The organism is Pseudomonas sp. NY11955 (assembly GCF_048068035.1).
Taxonomy (GTDB): Bacteria; Pseudomonadota; Gammaproteobacteria; order Pseudomonadales; family Pseudomonadaceae; genus Aquipseudomonas.
Window position 1 is genome coordinate 119,953 of the sequence record NZ_JBLUPS010000013.1, and the last position, 25,637, is coordinate 145,589.

The 25,637-nt window shown below is 64.4% G+C and carries 20 protein-coding genes and 1 pseudogene; 17 read left to right on the forward strand and 4 right to left on the reverse strand.

Annotated features, from left to right (window positions below; genetic code table 11):
- Positions 1-7: 7 nt before the first annotated feature.
- The 3 genes from ACNFBR_RS22335 to ACNFBR_RS22345 form a co-directional block, all read right to left on the reverse strand.
- Positions 8-1,465, reverse strand: a complete 1,458-nt coding sequence (locus ACNFBR_RS22335) for an amidase (protein WP_416736808.1) — start codon at positions 1,463-1,465, stop codon at positions 8-10.
- Positions 1,462-2,772: a citrate-proton symporter gene (locus ACNFBR_RS22340; protein ID WP_416736809.1), complete on the reverse strand. Its 1,311-nt coding sequence runs from the start codon at positions 2,770-2,772 to the stop codon at positions 1,462-1,464. The genes ACNFBR_RS22335 and ACNFBR_RS22340 overlap by 4 nt, the downstream gene beginning before the upstream one ends.
- Positions 2,773-2,853: 81 nt before the next feature.
- Positions 2,854-4,029, reverse strand: coding sequence for a M20 aminoacylase family protein (locus tag ACNFBR_RS22345; protein ID WP_416736810.1), 1,176 nt, complete (start codon positions 4,027-4,029; stop codon positions 2,854-2,856).
- Between the two features lie 273 nt (positions 4,030-4,302).
- Between ACNFBR_RS22345 and ACNFBR_RS22350 the strand changes: the two are divergent.
- The 5 genes and pseudogenes from ACNFBR_RS22350 to ACNFBR_RS22370 all read left to right on the forward strand — a co-directional run.
- Positions 4,303-4,485: pseudogene (locus ACNFBR_RS22350) on the forward strand (type VI secretion system protein TssA); the annotation flags it as partial.
- A gap of 325 nt (positions 4,486-4,810) precedes the next feature.
- Positions 4,811-7,327, forward strand: coding sequence for an excinuclease ABC subunit A (locus ACNFBR_RS22355; protein ID WP_416736811.1), 2,517 nt, complete (start codon positions 4,811-4,813; stop codon positions 7,325-7,327).
- Between the two features lie 87 nt (positions 7,328-7,414).
- Positions 7,415-7,921 (forward strand): sigma-70 family RNA polymerase sigma factor, encoded by a 507-nt coding sequence (locus ACNFBR_RS22360; RefSeq protein WP_416736812.1) that lies wholly within the window; start codon positions 7,415-7,417, stop codon positions 7,919-7,921.
- Positions 7,921-8,883, forward strand: a complete 963-nt coding sequence (locus ACNFBR_RS22365; protein WP_416736813.1) for a FecR domain-containing protein — start codon at positions 7,921-7,923, stop codon at positions 8,881-8,883. The genes ACNFBR_RS22360 and ACNFBR_RS22365 overlap by 1 nt, the downstream gene beginning before the upstream one ends.
- Before the next feature lie 101 nt (positions 8,884-8,984).
- Positions 8,985-11,402 (forward strand): TonB-dependent siderophore receptor, encoded by a 2,418-nt coding sequence (locus tag ACNFBR_RS22370; RefSeq protein WP_416736814.1) that lies wholly within the window; start codon positions 8,985-8,987, stop codon positions 11,400-11,402.
- 101 nt (positions 11,403-11,503) lie between these two features.
- On the opposite strand, the gene ACNFBR_RS22375 is transcribed toward ACNFBR_RS22370, so the two are convergent.
- Entirely contained in the window at positions 11,504-12,379 is an 876-nt protein-coding gene (locus ACNFBR_RS22375; RefSeq protein WP_416736815.1) for an AEC family transporter, read from the reverse strand.
- A gap of 525 nt (positions 12,380-12,904) precedes the next feature.
- Here ACNFBR_RS22375 and ACNFBR_RS22380 point away from each other — a divergent pair.
- The 12 genes from ACNFBR_RS22380 to eco all read left to right on the forward strand — a co-directional run bounded on the left by ACNFBR_RS22380 (position 12,905) and on the right by eco (position 25,620).
- Complete coding sequence (locus ACNFBR_RS22380; RefSeq protein WP_416736816.1) at positions 12,905-14,197, forward strand: MFS transporter; 1,293 nt, start codon at positions 12,905-12,907, stop codon at positions 14,195-14,197.
- 192 nt (positions 14,198-14,389) lie between these two features.
- Positions 14,390-14,698 (forward strand): hypothetical protein, encoded by a 309-nt coding sequence (locus ACNFBR_RS22385; RefSeq protein ID WP_416736817.1) that lies wholly within the window; start codon positions 14,390-14,392, stop codon positions 14,696-14,698.
- Positions 14,699-14,746: 48 nt separating this feature from the next.
- Positions 14,747-15,298, forward strand: a complete 552-nt coding sequence (locus tag ACNFBR_RS22390; protein ID WP_416736818.1) for a YbhB/YbcL family Raf kinase inhibitor-like protein — start codon at positions 14,747-14,749, stop codon at positions 15,296-15,298.
- A 554-nt stretch (positions 15,299-15,852) separates the two neighbouring features.
- Entirely contained in the window at positions 15,853-16,914 is a 1,062-nt protein-coding gene (locus ACNFBR_RS22395) for a 3-deoxy-7-phosphoheptulonate synthase (RefSeq protein ID WP_416736819.1), read from the forward strand.
- Positions 16,915-16,993: 79 nt separating this feature from the next.
- Positions 16,994-17,275 (forward strand): peptidylprolyl isomerase, encoded by a 282-nt coding sequence (locus tag ACNFBR_RS22400; protein ID WP_416736820.1) that lies wholly within the window; start codon positions 16,994-16,996, stop codon positions 17,273-17,275.
- Positions 17,276-17,288: 13 nt separating this feature from the next.
- On the forward strand, positions 17,289-19,214 hold the full coding sequence (locus tag ACNFBR_RS22405) for an extracellular solute-binding protein (RefSeq protein ID WP_416736821.1): 1,926 nt from the start codon (positions 17,289-17,291) through the stop codon (positions 19,212-19,214).
- A complete protein-coding gene (locus ACNFBR_RS22410) occupies positions 19,211-20,269 on the forward strand; it encodes a microcin C ABC transporter permease YejB (RefSeq protein ID WP_416736822.1) in 1,059 nt (352 codons plus the stop codon). Before ACNFBR_RS22405 ends, ACNFBR_RS22410 begins: the two co-directional genes overlap by 4 nt.
- On the forward strand, positions 20,269-21,285 hold the full coding sequence (locus tag ACNFBR_RS22415) for an ABC transporter permease (RefSeq protein ID WP_416736823.1): 1,017 nt from the start codon (positions 20,269-20,271) through the stop codon (positions 21,283-21,285). The genes ACNFBR_RS22410 and ACNFBR_RS22415 overlap by 1 nt, the downstream gene beginning before the upstream one ends.
- 19 nt (positions 21,286-21,304) lie before the next feature.
- Positions 21,305-22,687, forward strand: a complete 1,383-nt coding sequence (locus ACNFBR_RS22420) for a sigma-54 interaction domain-containing protein (protein WP_416736824.1) — start codon at positions 21,305-21,307, stop codon at positions 22,685-22,687.
- Between the two features lie 225 nt (positions 22,688-22,912).
- The gene (locus ACNFBR_RS22425; protein ID WP_416736825.1) at positions 22,913-24,304 is read left to right on the forward strand and encodes a GntP family permease; all 1,392 of its coding nucleotides are present in this window, start codon (positions 22,913-22,915) and stop codon (positions 24,302-24,304) included.
- 10 nt (positions 24,305-24,314) lie between these two features.
- The gene (gene hbdH / locus ACNFBR_RS22430; RefSeq protein ID WP_416736826.1) at positions 24,315-25,085 is read left to right on the forward strand and encodes a 3-hydroxybutyrate dehydrogenase; all 771 of its coding nucleotides are present in this window, start codon (positions 24,315-24,317) and stop codon (positions 25,083-25,085) included.
- A 55-nt stretch (positions 25,086-25,140) separates the two neighbouring features.
- Positions 25,141-25,620 (forward strand): serine protease inhibitor ecotin, encoded by a 480-nt coding sequence (eco, locus tag ACNFBR_RS22435; protein ID WP_416736827.1) that lies wholly within the window; start codon positions 25,141-25,143, stop codon positions 25,618-25,620.
- Positions 25,621-25,637: the final 17 nt, after the last annotated feature.

Consider the following 25,637-nt stretch of genomic DNA (forward strand, 5'->3'; position numbering starts at 1 on the left):
AGTGCTTTCATGAGCCCTGCAGGCATTGTGGCGGGCAACGCTCCACCCAGCGGGTGAGCTGCTCATGGGCATACGCCAACTGCAACACGGCATGATCAGCCTGCGCCGGGCCTATGATCTGCAGGCCCATGGGCAGGCCGGCGGCGTTGAACCCGACCGGCACGCTGATGCTCGGCAAGCCGGCCAAGGTTGACCCGATCACCACCTCCATCCAACGGTGATAGGTGTCCATCGCCCGCCCCCCGACCACCGTCGGCCATGGCTGGCGTGCATCGAAAGGGAACACCTGGGCCGAAGGCAACAGCAGGAAATCGTAACGTTCGAACAGCTTGGCCAAGGCGCGGTACCAATCGCTGCGGTCCAGCGAGGCCTGGTACAGCGCCGCCGCACTCAACTGCAAGCCACCTTCCACCTCCCACTGCGCTTCGGGCTTGAGCAGTGCGCGCTTGCCTGGGTCGGCATAGGCCGCGCCGAGGTTGCCGTGCACCAGGAAGTGGCGGTGGCTCAGCCAGCATTGCCACAAACGGGCCAGGTCGAATGCCGGCTGGCAGGCCTCGACCTGGCAGCCCAGTTCGGCAAAGTCGGCCAGCGCCGATTCGCACAGGCTCATGACCCCGTCATCCATCGGCAGGTAGCCGTTGTAGTCGCCCAGCCAGCCGACCCGTACACCGCGCAAGTCACGCTGCAAACCCTGGGTGAAATCGCGCCGGCCTTCGCTCAGCGACAGTGGCACCCGCGCGTCGACGCCAGCCTGTATCGACAGCAACCGCGCCACATCGACCACGCTACGGCCCATCGGCCCCTCGGTTGCCAGCTGCTGTACGAACAGCTCCGGCGCCGGCCCGTGCGGCACGCGGCCCTGCGACGGGCGCAGGCCGAACACGTTGTTGAACGCCGCCGGGTTGCGCAGCGAGCCCATCATGTCGCTGCCGTCGGCCACCGGCAACAGGCGCATGGCCAGTGCCGCAGCCGCCCCGCCGCTGCTGCCACCGGCCACCCGTCCTGGGTCATAGGCATTGGTGGTGGTGCCAAACAGGCTGTTGTAGGTTTGCGAACCGAGGCCGAACTCAGGCACGTTGCTCTTGCCCACGATCAGCGCCCCGCTCGCCCGCACCCGCGCCACGCTGATCGCATCCTGCTCAGGCAGCTGCTCGGCGAACAGCGGCGAACCCAGCGTGGTGCGTAGCCCGGCGGTAGCAGCCAGGTCCTTGATCGCCTGCGGCATGCCATGCATCCAGCCGCGCGAGTGGCCACGGGCAAGTTCGCGGTCGCGCTCGTCGGCCTCGGCCAGCAGCACCTCGGCCGGGCGCAGCGACACCAGCGCATTGACCTGCGGGTTGAAGCGTTCGATATGCGCCAGGTAGGCCTGCATCACCTCCCGGCACGACAGCTGGCCGGCATGAATGGCCTGGGACAATGCCTCTGCATCGAGGGCAACGATGGGGTCGATGGCTAGCGGCTTCACGGTTTTACTCCAAGGTTGAAAGTGGCAGGCTGGCCCGCTCGGGGTGCTTCTTTCAGGCAGTAGGTAGCCAACAGCGTCAGCAGGCAGGCGAACAGCACGTAGAACGATGGCGCCACCGGGGTGCCCAGCACTTTGCTCAGCCAAGTCACGATCAACGGGGCAAAGCCGCCGAACACCATCACCGCCACGTTATAGGCCACCGACACGCCGGTGGAGCGCACCTCCACCGGGAACTGCTCGGCCAGGGCGGTAGGCGCCGGGCCAAAGAAGCCGCCGATGGCCGTGCACAGCAGCAGCTGCATGACCAGCAGGCGCTCCACGGAGGGCGCGGCGGCCACCCACACATACAGCGGGTAGACCATCACGAAGAACGCCAGGGTAAAGGCCATCAGCACCGGGCGCCGCCCCAGCCGGTCGGACAGCGCGCCAGACAACGGAATCACCACGGTCATCAGCCCTACCGCGAGCATCTGTACCAACAGCACCTGGTCCAGCGGCAGCCCGAGGTTCTTGTGGGCGAAGGTCGGCATGTTCACCAGCACCACGTAGAACGACACCGTCGCGCCACAGGCCAGGCCCATCGATACCAGCAGACTACGTCGATGTTCACGCAGTACCTGCCACAGGCTGGGCGACTGGCCCTTGGCCTGACGGCGTGCCTCGACGAACTCTTCGGGCTCTTCCATATGCTTGCGAATCCACAGCCCCACCGGGCCGATCAGTAGGCCCAGCACGAACGGAATACGCCAACCCCAGCTGTCCAACGCCTCGGGCGAGCACAGGTGGGTCACCAGCGCCACCATGGCCGCGCCGGAGAACACCGCCAGGCACTGCCCTACCAATTGCCACGAGCCATAAAGGCCCTTGCGATGGGCAGGCGCGCTCTCCACCAGAAACGCCGTAGCACTGGCATACTCACCGCCCGTGGCAAAGCCCTGCAGCATGCGCGCCACCACGATCAGCAACGGCGCGGCCATGCCGATGGCCAGGTAGTCGGGGGCAAAGGCGATCATCGCGATCGACACGGTCATCAGCCGGATGATCATCTGCATGGCCGCCTTGCGGCCCTTGCGGTCGGAATACATGCCCAGCAGCACGCCACCTACCGGGCGCATGAAAAAGCCGACGCCGAAGGTGGCCAAGGCCATCAGCAGCGAGGCGTACTCATCGTCGGACGGAAAGAACTGCCGAGCGATGATGCTGGCCAGAAAGCCGTACACGATAAAGTCATACCATTCCAGGGCATTGCCGATAACGGCGGCGACCACTTGCCGGGTACGCGACACGCCGGTGCTCGAAGTCTGCATAGGGAACACTCCACACAATGATTGGGTGATCGCCCAGGCGCGGTCGCGCCCAGGTTCCAGCGGCAGTCGTCAAAAAGGCGATCAGGCGGGCGCGAGCCAGCGCTCTGCCAGCGCGCCCCAGTAGGCGGCGCCGGTCAGCAGGATGTCGTCGTTGAAGTCATAGGCCGGGTTGTGCACCATCGGCCGCGATACCCCATTGCCGATGAACAGGTAGGCGCCCGGGCAGCGCTGCAGCATCCAGGCAAAGTCTTCGCTGCCCATCAGCTTGCGGGTGTTGCCATCCACCGCCTCGGCACCGAGCAGCTCGATGCCTACCTGGGTGGCGAAGGCGTTTTCCGCGGCATGGTTGACCAGCACCGGGTAAGCCGGGCGGTGTTCGATGCTGGCGCGGCAGCCAAAGCTTTCGGCCTGGCTGACGATGATCGCCCGTACCCGCTCCAGGGTCTGCGCCCGCACCTCGGCGTTCAGCGCGCGCAGGCTCAGGCGCAGCAGCGCCTGTTGCGGGATCACATTGGCCGCTTCGCCGGCCTGCAACGCACCGACGGTGACCACCGCCGCCTCCTGCGCATCGATATTGCGCGCCACCACGGTTTGCAGCGCCATCACCACACTGGCCGCCGCCACCAGCGGGTCGACGGTCAGGTGCGGCATCGAGCCATGGCCGCCCACCCCGTCGAGGGTCACCGTGAGCAGGTCTTGCGAGGCCATCATCGGCCCCTCGCGAAAGCCCAGGTGCCCGGCTGGTAGCCCAGGCATGTTGTGCATGCCGAACAGTGCATCGCAGGGGAAGCGTTCCAGCAGGCCGTCGGCGAGCATCGCCTCGGCACCACCCTGGCCCTCCTCGGCCGGCTGGAAGATCAGCGTCAGCGTGCCGTCGAACTGCCGGGTCGCCGCCAGGTAGCGCGCCGCGCCCAGCAGCATGGTGGTGTGCCCGTCATGGCCGCAGGCGTGCATGCAACCCTGGTGCTGGCTGCTGTAGGCCGCGCCCGTTGCTTCGTGGATGGGCAGCGCGTCCATGTCGGCGCGCAGGCCCAGGCGGCGTGGGCTGCTGCCATTGCGCAGCACGCCGACCACACCGGTCTTGCCGATGCCGGTGTGCACTTCATAGCCCCATTGCTCCAGCAACCGGGCGACCAGCGCCGAGGTGCGGCTTTCTTCGAACCCCAGTTCCGGGTGGGCATGGATATCGTGACGGATCGCGTGCAGGTCGCTGGCCACATCGTTCAGCCAGGCCAGGATGTGCTGATGTCGGGACATGTAGAGTCTCCTCGCGCGGGTGGTTTCCCGTTCTTGTTGTTCGCCTTGAGGTCACGACGGGTGAGGCAGGTCGTGCTTGGCTGACAGATAAGCGCGAGTGACGAGGGATAACAAACGAATGTGGTTCCACCCAGCGGAACCAGTTGCGGAGACGGAAAGCGGTGTGAGCAAGGGAGTGGTCAAACTTTCGGTGCTTAGTAGCTGAAACGCTGGGTCAGGTAAAAGAAAGTCAATAGATCCGAGCCATCCTTTTTACTCTTGTCATGAGAGTTAGTGCTGCGCTACGACGAGTCGCGCCACGTAGAAAACCTCGCCTTGCAGAGCCCCAAGGCGATGCAGACCGCGCTGAACGAAGGCAAGACAACGCCGAAATCTTTCAGCGCTCGGTAGCGCTCAGCGACTCCGATCACCTGCGCGCCAAGCGCCTGCAGATCGCCACCGGCCTGAAGGCTTGCGATCAGTCCATCGTGACTAGAAAAGGACTCAGTGGAGTTGAGTGCGAAAGCGAAGACGACCTTAATGCCGGTACTTTTTCATGCAGGGGTTCAAGAATAGCCGACTCCTTGCCAAGCAGCAGATTCCATCCGCTGGCCTCCTTCAATGATTCCCAACCAAGATCAAGAAGAGAAACCCCTGCAATCTAACTTCCTGTACAGTCTTCCTGATATCGCTAAACAACTGCCTGACATAGCTCTCAGACTTACGGGTTCCAGAACCCGCACGGTATATGCATTTGCTGTTACCGCGAGCGCTTCATTGAGCCACAGCCAAGGACTGCCTCATGCCCCCACGCCCAACCACCCCAAGCGGCTTCGTCCGCGTGCGGGGCGCCCGCGAGCACAACCTGAAGAACATCGATGTCGATATCCCCCGCGACGCCTTGGTGGTGTTTACCGGCGTGTCCGGCTCGGGCAAGTCTTCGCTGGCGTTCTCCACGCTGTATGCCGAAGCCCAGCGGCGCTATTTCGAATCGGTGGCGCCCTATGCCCGGCGCCTGATCGACCAGGTTGGCGTGCCGGACGTGGATGCCATCGACGGCCTGCCGCCTGCCGTGGCCCTGCAGCAGCAGCGCGGCACGCCTAGTGCACGTTCCTCGGTGGGCAGCGTCACCACTTTGTCCAGCTCGATCCGCATGCTCTATTCCCGCGCAGGCCACTACCCGGCCGGGCAAGCGATGCTGTATGCCGAAGACTTTTCGCCTAATACGCCCCAGGGTGCCTGCCCGGAGTGCCATGGCATGGGCCGGGTCTACGAAGTGACCGAAGCGACCATGGTCCCCGACCCGTCGCTGACCATCCGCGAGCGCGCAGTGGCGGCATGGCCGATGGCCTGGCAAGGGCAGAACCAACGCGACATCCTGGTAACGCTGGGCTATGACGTGGACATCCCCTGGCGCGACCTGCCACAAGCGCAGCGCGACTGGATCTTGTTCACCGAGGAGACGCCCACCGCCCCCGTGTATGCCGGCCTTACCCCAGCGCAAACCCGCGAAGCGCTCAAGCGCAAACTGGAACCCAGCTACCAGGGCACGTTCATGGGCGCTCGGCGTTACGTGCTGCATACCTTCATGCACTCGCAGAGCGCGCAGATGCGCAAGCGCGTGGCCCAGTACATGCGCCCCAGCCCCTGCCCACTGTGCCAGGGCAAGCGCCTGAAGCGCGAAGCACTGGGCGTGACCTTCGCCGGCCTGGACATCGCCGAGCTGTCGCACTTGTCGTTGCAGGCGCTGGCTGCGGTATTCGCCAAGGTGGCGGCAGCAGACTACCTGACGCAGCAGCAGGATGACCTGAGCCTGGAAAAGCGCCTGGCCGCTCAACGCATCGCCAACGAGTTGCTCGAACGCATCACTACCCTGCTCGACCTCGGCCTGGGTTACCTGGCCCTGGAGCGCAGCACCCCGACGTTGTCCTCCGGCGAACTGCAACGCCTGCGCCTGGCCACCCAGCTGAACTCGCAGCTGTTCGGCGTGATCTACGTGCTCGACGAGCCGTCGGCCGGTTTGCACCCGGCCGACAGCGAAGCACTGTTCGAGGCCTTGCAGCGCCTGAAGCACGCGGGCAACTCGGTGTATGTGGTGGAGCACGACCTGGACACCATGCGCCGCGCCGACTGGCTGGTGGATGTAGGGCCGGCTGCCGGCGAGCATGGCGGCACCATTCTTTACAGCGGGCCGCCCGCAGGCCTGGCCCAGGTCGAGCAGTCATGCACCCGCGCCTACCTGTTCAGTGCCCCGGTCCAGGCCACCCGTGCACCCCGCCAGCCCGGCGACTGGCTGAAGCTTGAAGGCATCACCCGCAACAACCTCGATAACCTTGCTGCCGCATTCCCGCTGGGCTGCTTCACCGCCGTTACCGGTATTTCCGGCTCTGGCAAGTCCAGCTTGGTCAGCCAGGCCCTGCTGGAACTGGTTGGCGCACACCTGGGCCATGCCGAGCCACGTAGCGAGCCCGAAGAACACAGCCTGGAGGACGAACCTGAACAGGCCAGCAGCGGCCACGTGAGCGCGGGGCTTGGCAGCATCAAGCGCCTGGTGCAAGTCGACCAGAAGCCAATCGGCCGCACACCGCGCTCCAACCTGGCCACCTACACCGGCCTGTTCGACCATGTACGCAAGCTTTTCGCCGCCACCGAGCAGGCCAAGGCCCGGGGCTTCGACGCGGGGCGCTTTTCGTTCAACGTTGCCAAGGGCCGCTGCGGCAACTGCGAGGGCGAAGGTTTCGTCAGCGTCGAGTTGCTGTTCATGCCCAGTGTCTACGCGCCCTGCCCGACCTGCCATGGCGCCCGCTACAACCCCGAAACCCTGGCGGTGAACTGGCAGGGCATGAACATCGCGCAGGTGCTGCAACTGACCGTCGACCAGGCCCTGCAGGTGTTTGCCGAACAGCCACCGGCGCGACGTTGCCTGCAAGTGCTGCACGATATCGGACTGGGCTACCTGCGCCTGGGCCAGCCGGCTACCGAGCTGTCCGGTGGCGAGGCACAGCGGATCAAACTGGCGACCGAACTGCAACGCATCGCCCGTGGGGCAACGCTGTATGTGCTGGATGAGCCCACCAACGGCTTGCACCCGCAGGACATCGACCGGCTGCTGGTGCAACTGAACCGCCTGGTCGAGAGCGGACACAGCGTGGTGGTGGTCGAACATGACATGCGCGTGGTCGCGCAGAGCGACTGGGTCATCGATATCGGGCCGGGGGCCGGAGATGCCGGTGGCAAAGTGGTGGTCAGTGGCACACCGCAGGTAGTGGCTGAGTGTGCCGACAGCCGCACAGCGGCGTTCTTGGCCAAAGCCTTGTAGCGGCTGCGCATTGCCAGGTTCCGTGGACGGCGTTTAGAATGCGATCAATTCTTAATTACAGCCTTCGCCTGGAACCTTGCGCCCGCCATGCCGCCCGCCGACGCTACCCTCAACCTGCAGGTCCAGACGCTGTACACCGAGCACCATGGCTGGCTGCAGGGCTGGCTGGGGCGCAAGCTGGGCAATGCCTGCGATGCTGCCGACCTGGCGCATGACACGTTCGTGCGCCTGCTCAGCCGGCAGGGCAATAGCTATTTGGGCAGTGAGCCCCGGGCCTTGCTGACCCACATCGCCAAGGGCCTGGTGGTCGACCGCTGGCGCCGCCAGGATGTCGAGCGGGCCTACCTGGAAGCCATTGCCCACTTGCCGCAACCCGAAGTGCCTTCGCCGGAAACGCGCTGGTTGATCCTCGAAACCCTGTACCGTATCGACGCCATGCTGCGCGACATGCCGGCCCGGGTGCGCCAGGTGTTTCTCCTGTCGCAACTGGACGGGCTGACCTACGCACAAATCGCCGAACAGCTGCAGGTTTCACTGATCACGATCAAGCGCGACATGCGCACGGCTTTCCTCGCCTGCCTGAGCATCGACTGATGGTGCAGCGCATCGACCCGTTGATCCTTGGCGAAGCCGCAGACTGGCTGGTGCAGTTGCAATCGGGCAGCGCCACCGAGGACGACCATCGTGCCATCCAGGCCTGGTGCCAGCGCAGCGCCGAGCACGCCCAGGCGTGGCAGCGTGCCGAGGCCATTCTTGGCGACTTTCGCCGCCTGCCCACCCCCGTTACCGGCGAAACCCTGCGCCGCCTGAGCCGCAACGGTGCGGTCAGCCGCCGCCAGGCCCTGCATCGCCTTGGGCTGTGGCTGCTGGCAGCGCCAGCGGCTTGGCTGGCCTGGCGAGAAATGCCCTGGCAGCAATGGACCGCCGATGCACGCACAGCAGTTGGTGAACAACGTGCGTTGACCCTGGCCGACGGCAGCCAGGTGCTGTTGAACACCGCTACCGCCATCGATATCACGTTCGACGCCCGACAGCGCCGCATCGACCTGCTGGCGGGCGAGATTCTGCTCACCAGCGCCAAGGACCCTGCCACCCCAGCGCGCCCGCTGCTAGTGCGCACCGTGCATGGGCAAGCCACCGCGCTGGGCACACGTTTCAGCGTCCGTGTCGATGGCGCGCTGACCCGGGTAGCCGTACTAGAGGGCGCAGTCGATACCCGCCCATTGCATGCTGGCGGCCTGCTGCTCAACGCTGGGGAGCGCAGCGCTTTCGATGCCGAACGGGTACTGCCTGCCTCCATGCTGGAAACGGGGGACCTGGCCTGGGAGCACGGTATGCTGCTGGCGCGCGACATGCGCCTGGCCGACCTGCTGCTGGAGCTGGGCCGCTATCGCCCCGGCGTGCTGCGCTGCCATCCAGCGGTGCGCGAATTGAAGGTATCTGGCGCCTTTCCACTGGCCGACACCGATGCCAGCTTGCGGCTGTTGAGCGACACCTTGCCAGTGGTGGTACAGGGCCTGACCCGCTACTGGGTGACCGTTGAGCCCATCAGTTGACGGCCCGCCTGCAAGGGCCGCGAAAATTGAGTGATACCTTTTCCTGCGTCGTCCGGTGATGAGTGCAGAACCTTCATTTTCCGCACCCACAGGACCCTCGCATGACGCCCCGCCAGCCGTACCGTTTGCCTTTCAAGGCCCTGGGCCTTGCCATCGTCATGGCCGCCCTGGCCCCCACGGCGATGGCCGCCGACACCACCCCGCGCACCTACCACCTGGCTGCCGGCCCATTGGCCGATGTACTGGCGCGCTTCGCCGCCAGCGCCGGGGTACCGTTGTCGTTCGACCCCGCTTTGCTCAAGGGCGTGCAAAGCCAGGGCCTGGAGGGCAGCTACAGTATCCCGGAAGGCTTCACCCGCCTGCTGGCCGGCAGCGGTTTCAGCCTGATCACTACCGACAGCGGCGGCTACACCCTGGCACCAACAGTGGAGCTGGGCAATGCTCTGGAACTGGGCGCGACCACCATCAACAGCGACCTGGCCGCCAGCAGCGACACCTGGCAAGGCGGCCAGGTCGCCCGTAGCGCCCGTCTGGGCGTGCTCGGCGACCAGGCCATCAGCGATGTGCCGTTCAGCGTCACCAGCTACACCGCCAAGGCCATCGCCGACCAGCAGGCTCGGACGCTGGGTGACGTGTTGCTCAATGACGCGTCGGTGCGCCAGTCGGCGGGCTTTGGCAACTTTTCTCAGGTCTTTACCATCCGCGGCTTGCCGCTGAACACCGACGACATCAGCTACAACGGCCTGTACGGCGTACTGCCGCGGCAGATCGTGACCACCGAGGCGTTGGAAAGGGTCGAGGTGTTCAAGGGCTCCAGTGCCTTCCTCAATGGGGTTGCGCCCCAGGGCAGCGGCATTGGGGGTGCAATCAACCTGGTGCCCAAGCGCGCCGAAGATACCCCCACGCGGCATGTCACCCTCGACTATGCCACTGGCGACAACGTTGGCGGCCACCTCGACCTGGGCAAGCGTTTTGGTGAAGACAACCGTTTCGGCGCTCGCCTCAACCTGGCCCAACATGATGGCGGCACCGGCGTCGACGACGAGGCCCAGCACTCCACCCTGGTCGCCGTAGCGCTGGATTACCGTGGTGAAAGGCTGCGCCTGTCCACCGACCTGGGTTACCAGAAAGAGCGCATCAACCAGGGCCGCGCGGTGATCTACCCCACCGGCAGCAAAGTGCCCCATGCGCCCTCGGCGCGTGACAATTATTCGCAGGCCTGGACCTGGTCGCAGCTGGAAGACACCTACGGCATGCTCAACGCCGAGTACGACCTGAACGACGACTGGATGCTGTATGCCGGTGCCGGCGCCAAGCATACCCGCGAGAATGGCGAATACTCCTCGCTGTACGTCAGCGACGAGAACGGCACCGCGCGCGGCGGTTTTCTCTATTCGCCCCACGACGAGGACAACAAAAGCGCCGTCGCCGGGCTCAATGGCCGCTTTGCCACCGGCCCGGTCAGCCATCGGGTCAATTTCGGCCTGTCGGGCATGTGGGGCGAACAGCGCTCGGCCTACGAGGCGTTGGCCGCCAGCAAGCGCTACGACAGCAACCTGTACAACCCGGTGAGGGTTCCTCGCCCAACCGATACCTACTTCGGCAGCGACCTGCACGACCCACGCATCGTCGGCAAAAACCGCAACAAGAGCGTCGCGTTGTCCGACACCCTGGGCTTTCTTGATGACCGTGTGCTGTTGACCGTGGGTGTACGCCGGCAATCGATCAGCGTCGACAGCTGGGCGACCGCCACGGGTGTACGCAACACGCCTTACGACGAGTCGATCACCACGCCGGTGTATGGCCTTGTGATCAAGCCTTGGGAGCATGTGTCGTTCTACGCCAACCGCATCGAGGGCCTGGCCCAGGGCCCGACGGCACCGTCGAGTGTCAGCAATGCCAACGAGGTGTTCCCGCCCAAACGCAGCAAGCAAATCGAGGCCGGGGTGAAACTGGACTGGAACAGCTTCGGCGCCACGCTGGGGGTGTACCGCATCGAGCAGCCCAACAGCGTCACCTACCGCGCCCCAGGCGCTGCGCTGGACACGTTCAGCATGGACGGCGAGCAGGTCAACAAAGGTGTGGAGCTGAACCTGTTCGGTGAACCGGTAGACGGCCTGCGCCTGCTGTCAGGCGCGGTGTTCATGCACACCGAGCAAAAGCATACGGCCTATGGCAACAACGACGGCAACCGCGCCGCCGGCGTGCCACGCTTTCAGTTCAACCTGGGTGCCGACTGGGACGTGCCTGGTATTCAGGGTGCCGCGCTCAATGCCCGGCTGCTGCGCACCGGTGGCCAGTACGTGAACGCGGCCAACAGCCTGAGCATCCCGGCCTGGACCCGGGTGGACCTGGGCGGGCGCTATCGCTTCAAGGTCGATGACAAGCAGGTGACATTGCGCGCCAATGTGGAGAACGTGGCGAACAAGGCGTACTGGGCATCGGCGTCGACCTCGAACAACTACTTGACCCAGGGTACGCCGCGAGTACTGCGATTGTCGGCCAGTGTAGATTTCTGAGCCCTTCGCAGCACACGCTGCTCCTGCAGGTACGGCGCCGCCTGTAGGAGCAGCCTTGCGCTGCGAAAGGGCCGGAACAGATGGATGTCATTACCACTGCCCTACATCCACCAGGCCAGCACCACCGGCAACCAGGCAAACGACAGCACCGTCGAGCACATCACCAAGTTTGCCACCTGCTCCGGCTCACGGTTGGCCCGTACCGCCATCAGGTAGTTGAACACGGCCACCGGCATCGCCGACTGCACCACCAACACCGCACGCTCCAGGCTGTCCATCCCCAGCGCTGCGCCCACCGCCCAGCCCACCCCGGCCCCCAGGCCAATGCGCAAACCACCCAGCAGCATGCCACTGCCGACATGGCGCAGGCGAATGCTGGCCAGCGATATCCCGAGGGTCAGCAGCATCAACGGAATGGTCATGCCACCCAGTAAGTCTGCGGTGTTGGCCAGCCAGCGCGGCAACTCGAAATCCAGAAATATGATCGGCATGGCACCGGCCAGGCTGATCACGATAGGGTTGTGCAGCAATGCCTTGAACGAAGCGGCGGTGCCGGAAATGGCCATGCCAAGGGTGAACTGCACGATCGACAAGGTGAGAAAGAACGCCACCGCCAGTGCCAGGCCATGCTCGCCAAAGGCGTACAGGCTGATCGGCAGCCCCATGTTGCCCGTGTTGGGGAACATGAACGCCGGCAGCAGCACCCGCCAGTGCATGCCCGAAGCGCGGCACACCAGCAACCCGGCCAGGGCCATGCCCAGGGTACACAACAGACAGGCCAGGGCCATGCTGGTGAAGGCGCTGGGGTCCAGCTCGGTGCGGCTGAGGGTGGAGAGCACCAATGACGGTGTGCCGACGGTCATCACCACCCGGGCGATGAACTCGGTCGGGTAGTCCAGGCCCTTGCGGGCCCAGGCATAGCCGATGCCGGCGACGATGAATACCGGTGCCAGGACTGCGAACAGCGACGCGAACATTCAGGGCCTTCCTTGGTGTAGGTTCAGCATTATGCAGCAGTCTGCACATTTTCCCAGGCGCGAACACGCCCCTGTAGGAGCAGCCTTGTGCTGCGAAAGGGCCTGTAACCGGTCAAACTGTCTGTGGCGTTAACGGCCTCTTCGCAGCACAAGGCTGCTCCTACACAAACCAGATCAGCCATCGAAAATGTCTGTAAAAGACACTTTCATGTCGCGCCGAGACTGCGGCGTCTCGTCGCACACCGATGCCCCTTGGGCAAACGCTTCCAAGCCCGTAGAATCCCGCTTCCTTTTCGCCCGTCGCCTTGAACGGTGGCAACCGGCAGCAATGACAGAGTCAGCGCCTGAACACATGGACGCACATGTGAAATAGGCTCAACCCTCCCCGCCCGGCCCATTCCTCATGGGGCCCAGCGGTTGAGTCTTGCCCAGGTCGCATCCGTGTCGCCACTCGCCCCTTGCCGGGTCGAGCCGGTGTGCGCGTCCGAGAAGGCGCTCATTCCGCTCATCCAACTAGAGGTACGTATGTCTCCGCGTTTGCTGGCCATGGCGCTGGCGCCCCTGCTCGGGCTGTTCATCATCGCCCTGGGCAACGGCTTCATGTCTTCCCTGACCACCCTGCGCCTGGGCGCTGCCGGTGAATCAGCCACCACCATTGGTATCGTCTCGTCGACCTACTTCATCGGCCTGACCCTCGGTGCCATCTTCAACGACCGGCTGATCCTGCGCATCGGCCACATCCGCGCCTACACCAGCTTCGCCTCGCTGATCGCCGTGACCATCCTGCTGCAAGGGCTGTTCTACGACGTCACCTGGTGGTCGGTGCTGCGCCTGATCAACGGCTGGGCGGCGGTCGGCGTGTTCCTGGTGATCGAAAGCTGGCTGCTGCTGGCCGGAGACGCGAAGATCCGTGGCCGCCTGCTGGCGCTTTACATGATCGCCTTCTACGGTGCCGGGGTGATCGCCCAGGCGGGCCTTGGCGAAATTACCCAGCTGGGCGACACCGCACCCTTCATGCTGGCTGGCGTGCTGGCTGCCCTGTCGGTCCTGCCCATCGTTATCCTGCCGCGTGTATCGCCGCTGCTGGACCAGGTAGAGCCGCTCAAACCCCGCCAGTTGTTGGGTGTGGCGCCGTCGGGCCTGGTGGGCTGTTTCGGTTCCGGGGTGGCCATTGCCGGCATCTATGCGCTGCTGCCGCTGTACCTGCAGCGTATCGGCCTGGAGGTGGGTGAGGTCGGCAACATGATGGCCTGGGTGATCCTCGGTGCCATGTTGCTGCAATACCCGGTGGGCCGCTGGTCCGACCGCAAGGACCGCCAGGATGTGCTGATCGCCCTGGCCGCGCTGTGCGTGGTGCTGTCGCTGATCACGGTGTTCCTGCCGTCTGACTCGTTCCTGCTGCCGGCCATGCTGTTCCTGCTGGGTGGCGGCGTGTTCACCTTGTACCCGGTGGCGGTCAGCCATGCGGCTGACCGGGCGCCGTCCGATGCACTGGTACCGATGATTCAGGGCTTGCTGCTGATCAACTCGCTGGGTTCGGCCATGGCGCCGGTCGCCATGTCGCCGATGATGACCGAGTTTGGCGAGGCCGGGTTGTTCTGGGCCTTTGCCGTGGTCAACCTGGGCATGGTGTGCTTCTTCATGTGGCGCCGCGGCAAGCGCCCGGCTGCGGAGCACCCGGCGCCGTTCACGGCTTCGACCACCTTCTCGCCAACCGGCGCCGAACTGCGCGTGACGGAAGACCTGATGCATGCGGCGCAGGAGCATCCGCCGCTGGAGCCAGTTGAAAGCCCGACGCAACGCTCAGAACCCATCTGAGTCAATCGCTGGTCCTCTGTGGGAGCGGGCGTGCCCGCGAAGCAGGCAACACGTTGTCTGGCACCGGCTTCGCCGGTGTTCGCAGGCACGCCCGCTCCCACAGTGGTGCAATGACCACCCGTCGCCCGGACGGCACGCCTCCTTTCGCCCTAAGCCAAACGAATGACAGATCATCCGCAAAGGAGACGTTCCATGATCCGCATTCGCCCACTCTCCCTGTGCCTGGCGCTCGCCTTGAGCAGCCTCGCCGGCACCACCTTCGCCGCCACCGATACCAACACCGACAGCCACCCGCAAACCGACCAGACTGGCGGCAAGACCGCCGGTGAAGACAGCAGCGTCAATAGCCCCGGCAGCGGCAAAAGCAACGACAGCAGCGACACCGGCAGCAATACCGATGCCGCCGACGGCGCCAGCGGCGGCTCCAACAGCACCGGCGAAGCCACCGGCTCAGGCGCCGGGCACACCGGTGGCACCGCCGAGGACCAGGACAGCTACTGAAGCACCCCTGGGCTACACTGCGCTGCAAAGCCCGGCCAAGGAGTTACCATGAACCTCAAGCCCTGGCTGCTCGCCGCCCTGCTGCCCTGCGCAGCCTTGGCCAACAGCAGCAACCAAGGCGCGCTGTCGATCAGCTCCTCGTCGTTCACCGATGGCGGCGTGATCGCGCTGCAGCAGGTTGGCCTGGACCCGGCCTGCGGGGCCGGCGAGGAGCGTACCCCGCAGCTGAGCTGGGACAACCTGCCCCCAGGCACGCAATCGCTGGCCCTGATCATGTTCGACCCGGATGGCGGCAAGGGGGTTGGCGTGGTGCACTGGCTCGCCTACAACATCGACCCCGAACAGGATGGGCTCAAGGAAGGCTCGGCAGGGCTGAGCGGGCAATACGTGACCGTTGGCCGCAACTCGCGGGGCACCTCCAGCTACCGTGGCCCCTGCCCACCCGCCGGCGATAACCCGCACCACTACGCATTGACCCTGATCGCCACCGACCTGCCGTTAGGTACCTTGCCCAAGGAGCTGGACCGCAACGGCCTGCTGCAACTGCTGCAAGGCCATGCACTAGGGGCGCAAACCCTGGTCGGGCGCTACGGCCATTGAACCAGCCAGTACAAAAACAAATCATCGACCCCATAGCATTTATCCATTGAATGGCCCGGTCGAACTGAAGTAAGCTCGGGCTCATTCACTGGAGAGCAACATGCCGAAACACACCCGCAACCACGCCAACCACACCGGTCGCAACCTGCGCCCTGTGCTGGCCGTTGCCGGCTGCGTGGCACCTGCCAACTATTACTTTGGGTATTGGTTTAGCCACTAGGCGCCGGTACCCACACGGCGCCCACCTTCGAGGGGCCGCCGAACATGAGAATACTCAAACCCCCGGTCGGCTCCCCGACCGGGGGTTTTGCTTTTCAGGCCTTTGAACAACACCGATTCACATTGAGGACAGATTCATGAACTACGCCACTTATTACTACGCAAACACCTATGCCTGGCGATTTAGCCAATCCCGTTCGGGCCAGCCTGCCGCCTCCGACCGGTCTTCTACAGGTGGCAATGCAGCAGCCAATACGAATTCAACGATCTGTCGAACACCTCGATAGGGCCGACCACGCGGGCTTGAACCCGCCGTCCGCCCAGGGAAAAACGCCATGCAAGCTTCCAACCTCGCCCTGCCCCTGACCCAGCCGCAAGCGGCCAACAGCACCGTCAGCAAACGCCTGCCCAGCCCGCACCTGCTCAAACAGCAGATGCCACTGCCCAGCGAACTGGCCCTGCAAGTCCAGGCCCACCGCCAGGCTATCCGCAACATCCTCGAAGGCCGCGATCAGCGCTTGCTGGTCATCGTCGGCCCGTGCTCGATCCACGACCCACGCTCGGCCCTGGAATACGCCGACCGCCTGGCCGCCCTCAGCCGCGACGTCGACGACAAGCTGCTGCTGGTGATGCGCGCCTACGTCGAAAAGCCGCGTACCACCGTGGGCTGGAAAGGCCTGGCCTACGACCCGCACCTCGATGGCAGCGACGACATGCACTCGGGCATCGCCTTGTCCCGTGGGCTGATGCTGAGCATGATCGAACGCGGCCTGCCGATCGCCACCGAGTTGTTGCAACCGATGGCCGCCGGCTACTTCGATGACTTGCTGGCCTGGGCCGCGATTGGCGCACGCACCACCGAATCGCAAATCCACCGCGAAATGGTCAGCGGCCTGGAATTGCCGGTCGGCTTCAAGAACGGCACCGACGGCGGTATCGCCATCGCCAGCGATGCCATGCGCAGCGCTGCCCACCCGCACCGCCACTTCGGCATGGATGCGCAGGGCCACCCGGCAATCATCGAAACCTTGGGCAACCCGGACACGCACCTGGTACTGCGTGGCGGCCACAAGGGCCCGAACTTCGACGCCAACAGCATCGCCATGGCCCGCCAGGCGTTGGCCAAAGCCGGGTTGCAGGCACGGATCATGGTCGATTGCAGCCACGCCAACAGCGGCAAGGACCCGGCGCGCCAGCCGGCCGTCTTCAATGATGTGCTGGAGCAGCGCCTGGCCGGCGACCGTTCGCTGGTCGGCGTGATGATCGAGGGGCACTTGTTCGATGGCTGCCAGGCACTGGGCAAGGGCGCACTGAAATACGGCGTGTCGATTACCGACGGCTGCCTGGGCTGGGCGTCGACTGAAACCCTGTTGCGCGAAGCGGCACAAAAACTGTGAGCCGAAGGTCGTAAGGCTGGCAAGACATACCCCGGGCAAGTGCGCTAGGCTTGCCTTTTTACCCCAAGGAGCAGTACCCATGGCCCGTGCAACAGCCCGCCACATCCTGGTCAGCAGCGAAGACAAATGCAACGAACTGAAAGCCCAGATCGAAGCAGGCGCCGATTTCGCTGAAGTCGCCAAAGCCAACTCTACCTGCCCGTCCAGCCGCCAGGGCGGTGACCTGGGCTCGTTCGGCCCAGGCCAGATGGTCAAGGAATTCGACACCGTGGTGTTCAGCGCCCCGATCAACACCGTGCAAGGCCCGGTGAAAACCCAGTTCGGCTACCACCTGCTGGAAGTGACCAGCCGCCAGGACTAAGTCATCGCAGCCGATGAAAATCCCTGTGGGAGCGGGCATGCCCGCGAATAGGCCGGATCAGGCAACCCGATTGCCTGGTCTGACGCATTCGCGGGCTGGCCCGCTCCCACAAGGCTTGGGTTGCCTGCTCTTGCTTTGTCTTGCCTTCAACACACTGGCCGCCCCAACCCACGCCCTCACCGTCTACGGTGAAGCCCCGCGCTACACTGCCAACTTCCAGCATTTCGACTACGTCAACCCCAATGCCCCCAAGGGCGGTATCCTGCGCCGTTCGGCCATCGAGATTGGCCAGTTCGACCACCTCCTCCCCTACATCGACAAAGGCATCGGCGTCAGCGAAGTCGATGGCTTGCTCTACGCGCCACTGGCTGTGCGCTCTTTCGACGAACCCTATACCGTGTATGGCCTGATCGCCCGGCGCATGGAGCGGGGCCCCGAGGATGCCTGGCTGCGCTTCGACATCGACCCGCGCGCCACCTTCGCCGATGGCAAGCGGGTGCGCGCCGAAGACGTCCGCTTCACCTTCGAGTTGCTGATGAGCAAGGGCAGCCTCAAGTACCGCACCCAGTTCGCCGACGTGACCGGCGTGACCGTGGAAAGCCCGCACAGCGTGCGCTTCGACTTCAAGCCCGAGCACGGCCGCACCCTGGCGCTGGACCTCGCCAGCCTGCCGGTGTTGCCCGAACACGATTGGCAACAGCGCGACTTCACCAACGGTGCCGGCTTCGACAAACCTGTCGGCAGCGGGCCGTACCGCATCGGGCGCATCGACAACGGCCGCAGCATCACCTTCGAGCGCGACCCTGCCTGGTGGGCGCGTGACCTGCCGGCCAGCCGTGGCCGCTACAATTTCGACAAGCTGCGCATCGAGTACTTCGGCGATACCGAAGTGGCGCGCCAAGTGCTCAAAGGCGGTGGCTACGACTACAACCGCGAGTTTTCCGCCACCGCCTACACCCTGGGCTACAACGGCGCGCAACTGGACGACGGCCGCCTGCAACGCGCCCATCTGGGCCCGGCCAAGCCGCAGGTGGCCCAAGGCTTCGTGTTCAATCTCGACCAGCCGCAGTTCAAGAACCGCCGTGTGCGCCAGGCGCTGGGCATGTTGTGGGACTACGAGTGGAGCAACCGGCAGATGATGCGCAATATGTACATCCGCCAACAAAGCGTGTTCTCCAACACCCCGCTGGCTGCCCGCAAGCTACCCGATGCCGGTGAGTTGAAGCTGCTTGAACCGCTGCGCGGCAAGGTGCCAGACGAAGTCTTCAGCGCCGTGTTCACCGCCCCGGTCACCGATGGTTCGGGGATTATCCGCCAACAGCAGTTGCAGGCCCTGGCCCTGCTTGAAAAGGCCGGCTGGCACCCTGAAGGCGACCGCCTGGTGAACAGCCAGGGCACACCGTTGGCGTTTACTTTCCTCAATGGCCAGTCGGGCATGGAGCGCCTGCTGCTGCCGTGGAAGCGCAACCTGGCCCAGATTGGCGTCACCCTGAACATCCGCAACGTCGATTCGGCCCAGTACGTCAACCGGCTGATGGCGCGCGACTACGACATGATCGTGACCGGCTACCCGGTCACCCTGTCGCCGGGCGCCGAGCTATACAACTACTTTGGCTCGGCTGCGGCCCACGACCCCGGCTCGAACAACTTGATGGTGTTGCAGGACCCCGCCGTGGACCAGCTGATCGACGGCCTGGTGCGCGCCAACAGCCAGGCCGACATGCTGCACCACGCCCATGCGCTGGACCGGGTACTGCAATGGAACTACTACTGGATCCCCAACTACTATCCGCCGGGCAGCTCCACCGCCTGGTGGAACCGCTTCGGCCTGCCCAAGGTGCAGGCGGCCTATGATGAAGGCTTGGACACCTGGTGGGAGATCAGCCCCAGCCCACTGACCAACGCACAGATGGCCGAACGCCAGAAGTCCTCACCATGACCACCTACCTCCTGCGCCGCTTGCTGTTGATCGTCCCAACGCTGCTGGCGATCCTGTTGGTCAATTTCGCCATCGTCCAGGCCGCGCCGGGTGGCCCGGTGGAACAGGCCGTGGCGCGCCTGCAAGGCCTTGGTGGCGGCGCCCCCGGCGCGCGGGCTGAAGTTGTCCACGGCGAATCCCGGGCCACCCGGGGCCTGGACCCAAAACTGATCGAAGAGATCAAGCGCCAATACGGTTTCGACAAAACCGCCCCTGAGCGCTTGTGGTTGATGCTCGGCCAGTATGCCCGGCTGGACTTCGGCAACAGCTTCTTTCGCGGCGCCAAGGTTACCGACCTGATCCTGGACAAGCTGCCGGTCACCCTGTCGCTGGGCTTTTGGGCCACGCTGATCACCTACCTGGTGTCGATCCCGCTGGGTATTCGCAAGGCGGTGCGCCACGGCAGCCGCTTCGATGTCTGGAGCAGCGCGCTGATCGTCATCGGCTACGCCCTGCCCTCGTTCCTGTTCGCCCTGCTGCTGATCGTGCTGTTCGCCGGCGGCACCTCGCTCAACTGGTTCCCGGTGCGCGGCCTGGTCTCGGACAATTTCGACGAGCTCAGCCTGCTGGGCAAGGTGGCCGACTATTTCTGGCACTTGGTGCTGCCGGTCGGCGCCCTGGTGATCGGCGGTTTCGCCACCCTGACGCTGCTGACCAAGAACGCCTTCCTCGACGAAATTTCCCGCCAGTACGTGGTGACAGCCCGTGCCAAGGGCCTGAGCGAGCGCCGTGTGCTGTATGGGCATGTGTTGCGCAACGCCATGCTGCTGGTGGTGGCCGGGCTGCCACAGGCGCTGATCAGCGTATTCTTCGCCGGCTCGTTGCTGATCGAAGTGATCTTCTCGCTTGATGGCCTGGGCCGCATGAGTTACGAGGCGGCCGTGTCGCGGGATTACCCGGTGGTGTTCGGTACGCTGTTCATCTTCACCCTGGCAGGCCTGCTGATTCGCCTGATCGGCGACCTGTCGTACACCCTGCTCGACCCGCGCATCGACTTCGACACGAGGGCGCACTGATGCTCTCGCCCGTATCGCGCCGACGCCTGCAACGCTTTCGCCGCAACCGCCTCGGTTGGGTGTCACTGTGGTTGTTTGCCGGCCTGCTGCTGCTCAGCCTGGGGGCTGAGCTGGTGGCCAACGACAAGCCGCTGCTGCTGAGCTACAAGGGCCAATTGTACGTACCGGCGCTCAAACGCTATACCGAGCAGCAGTTCGGCGGGCAACTGCCATTTCAGCCCGATTACCGCAGTGCCTATGTGCGGCAGCTGATAGCGGACCAGGGCGGCTGGATGCTGTTCGCACCTATCCCGTTCAGCGCCGATACCCCCAACTACGACCTGCAGGTGCCCACCCCCAGCCCGCCCAGTGCCAGCAACTGGTTAGGCACCGACGACCAGGGCCGTGACGTGCTGGCGCGCGTGCTGTACGGCACGCGGGTATCGCTGCTGTTTGCCTTCGCCCTGACCGTGGTCAGCGTGCTGATCGGCCTGGTGGCCGGTGCCCTGCAGGGCTACCACGGCGGCTGGGTCGACCTGCTTGGCCAGCGTTTGCTGGAGGTGTGGTCGGGGTTGCCAGTGTTGTACCTGCTGATCATCCTCAGTGGTTTTGTCGAACCGGATTTCTGGTGGCTGCTGGGGATCATGGCGTTGTTCTCCTGGTTGACCCTGGTCGACGTGGTGCGCGCCGAGTTTCTGCGTGGGCGCAACCTGGAGTATGTAAAGGCCGCCCGGGCGTTGGGGTTGCCGGACAGCCAGGTGATGCTGCGGCATATCCTGCCCAATGCCATGAATGCCACATTGACCTATGTGCCGTTCATGCTGACCGGGGCGATTACCACACTCACCGCACTGGACTTTCTTGGCTTTGGCATGCCGGCAGGCAGCGCTTCGCTGGGCGAACTGGTGACCCAGGGCAAGCAGCACCTGGAGGCGCCATGGCTTGGCTTTACCGCGTTCTTCGCGCTGGCGGTGATCTTGTCGCTGCTGGTGTTTATCGGGGATGCCTTGCGGGAGGCGTTCGATCCCCGAGGATGACTTTTCAGGATGTTTACCCATGCACGACAGCGACAGCCTCAAGGACTACCCCCAGGTACGGCAACTGGCGATCCGTTCGCTGTTCGAGATCATCGAGCAGTCCAGCGAAGGCACGGTGATCGTCGACCGCCAGGCACGCATCGTCTGGATGAACGAGCGGTACGCCCGGCGCTTTGGTTTGGCCGACGCCGCCAGTGCCATCGGCCAGCCGTGCGAAGCGGTGATCCCCGGCAGCCTGATGCGCGAGGTGGTGGGCAATGGGCGGCCGATTCTGCTGGATATGCTCGACACGCCGAACGAGCCGCTGGTGGTCATGCGCCTGCCCATTCATGATGACCAGGGCACGCTGATCGGCGCCATCGGCTTTGCCCTATTCGATGAACTGCGCAGCCTTTCGCCGCTGCTCAAACGCTACTCCAGCATGCAGCAGGAACTGGCCTCGACCCGCTCGCAACTGCGCGCTCGTCAGGCCAAGTACAGCTTCGCCCAGTTCGTTGGCAGCAGCGCCGCCTGCCTGGAGGCCAAACGCCGCGCCCGGCGTGGCGCGGGCAGTGATTCGCCGGTGTTGCTGCTGGGCGAAACCGGCACCGGCAAGGAGCTGCTGGCCCACGCCATTCACGCGGCGTCAGCGCGGGCGCACAAAGCCTTTGTCAGCATCAACAGCGCGGCAATCCCTGAAAACCTGCTGGAAGCCGAGTTCTTCGGCACCGCCCCGGGTGCTTTTACCGGTGCTGACCGCAAAGGCCGCAGCGGCAAGCTGCAGCTGGCCGAAGGCGGTACGCTGTTCCTCGACGAGATCGGCGACATGCCGCTGGCCCTACAGAGCAAGCTGTTGCGGGTGCTGCAGGAAAAGGAATACGAGCCGGTAGGCTCGAACCAGATGCTGCGCAGTGACATACGCATCATCGCCGCCACCTCCATCGACCTGCAGGCCGCCATGGCCCGTGGGGCGTTCCGCGCCGACCTGTATTACCGGCTGAACGTGTTGCCGATCGATGTGCCGCCGTTGCGGCAACGGCTGGAGGACCTGCCCGCGCTGTGCGAGGCCATATTGGGTGAACTGGGAAGCCAGTACGAGTTGGAGGCAGACGCGCAGCAGCTGCTGGCGATGCATGCGTGGCCGGGGAACATTCGCGAACTGCGCAATGTGCTGGAACGCGCGACATTGCTGACGGACCAGCCGCGGTTGGGGGTGGCAGACCTGCGGGCGGCGTTGGGGCCGTTGAGCCCAGTGGCCGAGGCGCCAGTGCGGCAGACGTACCGTGAGGCGTACGAAGCGTTCGAGCGCAAACTGATTACCGGGGCGTTGGCCGAGCATGACGGAAATGTGCCGGCAGCTGCGGTAGCGCTGGGGCTGGGGCGGTCGACCTTGTACAAAAAAATGGTCGCGCTCAATCTCTAAACGGAGACTTTTGTTTCTAATTTGAGATAAATGAGATGGCCTAGTCCTGTAGGAGCTGGCCTGCCTGCAATGGGCTGCAAAGCAGCCCCTACAGTCTCAAAACCAAGACATCGATGTACATCATAAGAAAATAACCCTTTAAAATCATAAACTTACTGATTGGCACGATTCCCGCTATCTCCTGCAAACCGATAAAAACAAGACTCACCCAGGAGACCCACCCCGATGACCGTGCTCATCGCCCTCGCCGCTTTGGCCCTGCTGATGCTGGCTGCCTACCGCGGTTACAGCGTAATCCTCTTCGCCCCCATCGCCGCCCTCGGCGCCGTCCTGCTCACCGACCCGTCCGCCGTGGCCCCTGCGTTCACCGGGGTGTTCATGGAGAAAATGGTCGGTTTCATCAAACTGTACTTCCCGGTATTCCTGCTGGGTGCGGTGTTCGGCAAGCTGATCGAACTGTCCGGCTTTTCCCGTTCGATCGTCGCTGCGGCCATCCGCCTGCTCGGCACGCGCCAGGCGATGCTGGTGATCGTGCTGGTTTGCGCCCTGCTCACCTATGGCGGCGTCTCGCTGTTCGTGGTGGTGTTCGCGGTGTACCCGTTCGCCGCCGAAATGTTCCGCCAAAGCCGCATCCCCAAACGCTTGATCCCGGCCACCATCGCCCTGGGCGCCTTCTCCTTCACCATGGACGCCCTGCCCGGCACCCCGCAGATCCAGAACATCATCCCCAGCACCTTCTTCAACACCACCGCCTGGGCTGCACCGTGGCTGGGCCTGATCGGCACACTGTTCGTGTTCTTTACCGGCATGGCCTACCTGCAGCGCCAGCGCAACAAGGCCCAGCGCGCCGGTGAAGGTTATGGCACCAACTTGCGCAACGAGCCGGAAACCGCTGCCGACCTGACCCTCCCCAACCCTTGGCTGGCCCTGTCGCCGCTGATACTGGTGGGGGTGATGAACCTGCTGTTCACCCACTGGATCCCCCAGTGGTACGGCCCCAGCCACAGCCTGCAACTGCCAGGCATGAGCGCGCCGGTACACAGCGACGTGGCCAAGCTCACCGCCATCTGGGCCGTGCAGGCAGCGTTGCTGGTGGGCATCCTGATGGTGCTGGTGTGCGCCTTTGGCGCCATCCGCACACGCCTGGCCGAAGGCACCAAAAGCGCGGTGGGCGGTGCCTTGCTGGCAGCCATGAACACCGCTTCGGAATACGGTTTTGGCGCAGTGATCGCCTCGCTGCCAGGCTTTCTGGTACTGGCCGATGCCCTGCGCGGCATCCCCAACCCGTTGGTCAATGAAGCCATCACCGTGACCTTGCTGGCCGGCATCACCGGTTCTGCATCGGGAGGCATGAGCATCGCCCTGGCGGCCATGGGCGACACGTTCGTCGCCGCCGCCCATGCCGCCAACATCCCGCTCGAAGTGCTGCACCGGGTGGCCGCCATGGCCAGCGGCGGCATGGACACCCTGCCGCACAACGGCGCGGTGATCACCTTGCTGGCAGTCACTGGCCTGACCCACCGCGAGGCCTACAAGGACATTTTTGGTATTACCCTGATCAAGACCCTGGCGGTGTTCGTGGTCATCGCCACGTTCTACGCCACCGGCATCGTCTAAGGAGCTTTGCATGACCCTCAATGGCAAGACTGCACTCGTCACCGGTTCCACCAGCGGCATCGGCCTGGGCATCGCCCAGGTATTGGCCCGGGCTGGCGCCAACATCGTGCTCAACGGCTTTGGCGACCCGGCACCGGCCATGGCCGACATTGCCCGGCATGGGGTGAAGGTGGTCCATCACCCGGCCGACCTGTCGAACGTGGCCCAGATCGAGGCTTTGTTCAACCTGGCGGAGCGCGAATTCGGCGGCGTCGACATTTTGGTCAACAACGCCGGCATCCAGCATGTGGCGCCGGTGGAACAGTTCCCGCTGGAGAGCTGGGACAAGATCATCGCCCTCAACCTGTCGGCCGTATTTCATGGCACGCGCCTGGCGCTGCCGGGCATGCGCACGCGCAACTGGGGGCGCATCATCAATATTGCTTCGGTGCATGGCCTGGTCGGTTCGACCGGCAAGGCCGCCTACGTGGCGGCCAAGCATGGTGTAGTCGGCCTGACCAAAGTGGTGGGCCTTGAAACCGCCACCAGCAATGTCACCTGCAACGCCATCTGCCCAGGCTGGGTACTGACGCCGCTGGTGCAAAAGCAGATCGACGATCGTGCCGCCAACGGTGGCGATCCACTGCAAGCACAGCACGATCTATTGGCAGAAAAGCAGCCGTCGCTGGCCTTCGTTACCCCCGAGCACTTGGGTGAACTGGTACTATTCTTGTGCAGCGAGGCCGCAAGCCAGGTTCGCGGCGCCGCCTGGAACGTCGATGGTGGCTGGTTGGCCCAGTGACGGGCGGCCTGGACCTGGTGCGGGTCTCGCATTCGTTTATCTGCAAGGAGGCCCTATGCGCCCAACCCCAAAGTCCGCGATTCTGGCCCTGAGTCTGGCTGCCGCCGCGCCTGCGCTGGCTGCCAGCCTGAAGGACGTCGCCCCTTACCCTGAAGCGGAAAAAGGCTTCACCCGGCAGGTCATCCACTTGCCAGCCCAGGCCGATGAGTCGGCCTATAAACTGGAAATCCTCGCCGGCAAAACGCTGAAGGTCGACTGCAATCGCCAGCGCCTGGGCGGCAGCCTGGAAGAACGCACCCTGGATGGCTGGGGCTACAACTACTACCGCCTGGACAAAGTCAGCGGCCCGGCCAGTACGCTGATGGCCTGCCCGGATGGCAAGAAGACCGAAGCCTTCGTACCGGTGGTCGGTGACGGCTTCCTGCTGCGCTACAACAGCAAGCTGCCGGTGGTGGTGTATGTGCCCAAGGATGTCGAAGTACGCTACCGCGTGTGGTCGGCGTCGCAGGACGTGCAAAAGGCTAAAGTAGAATAAGTCGCCCGCTTTCGCTG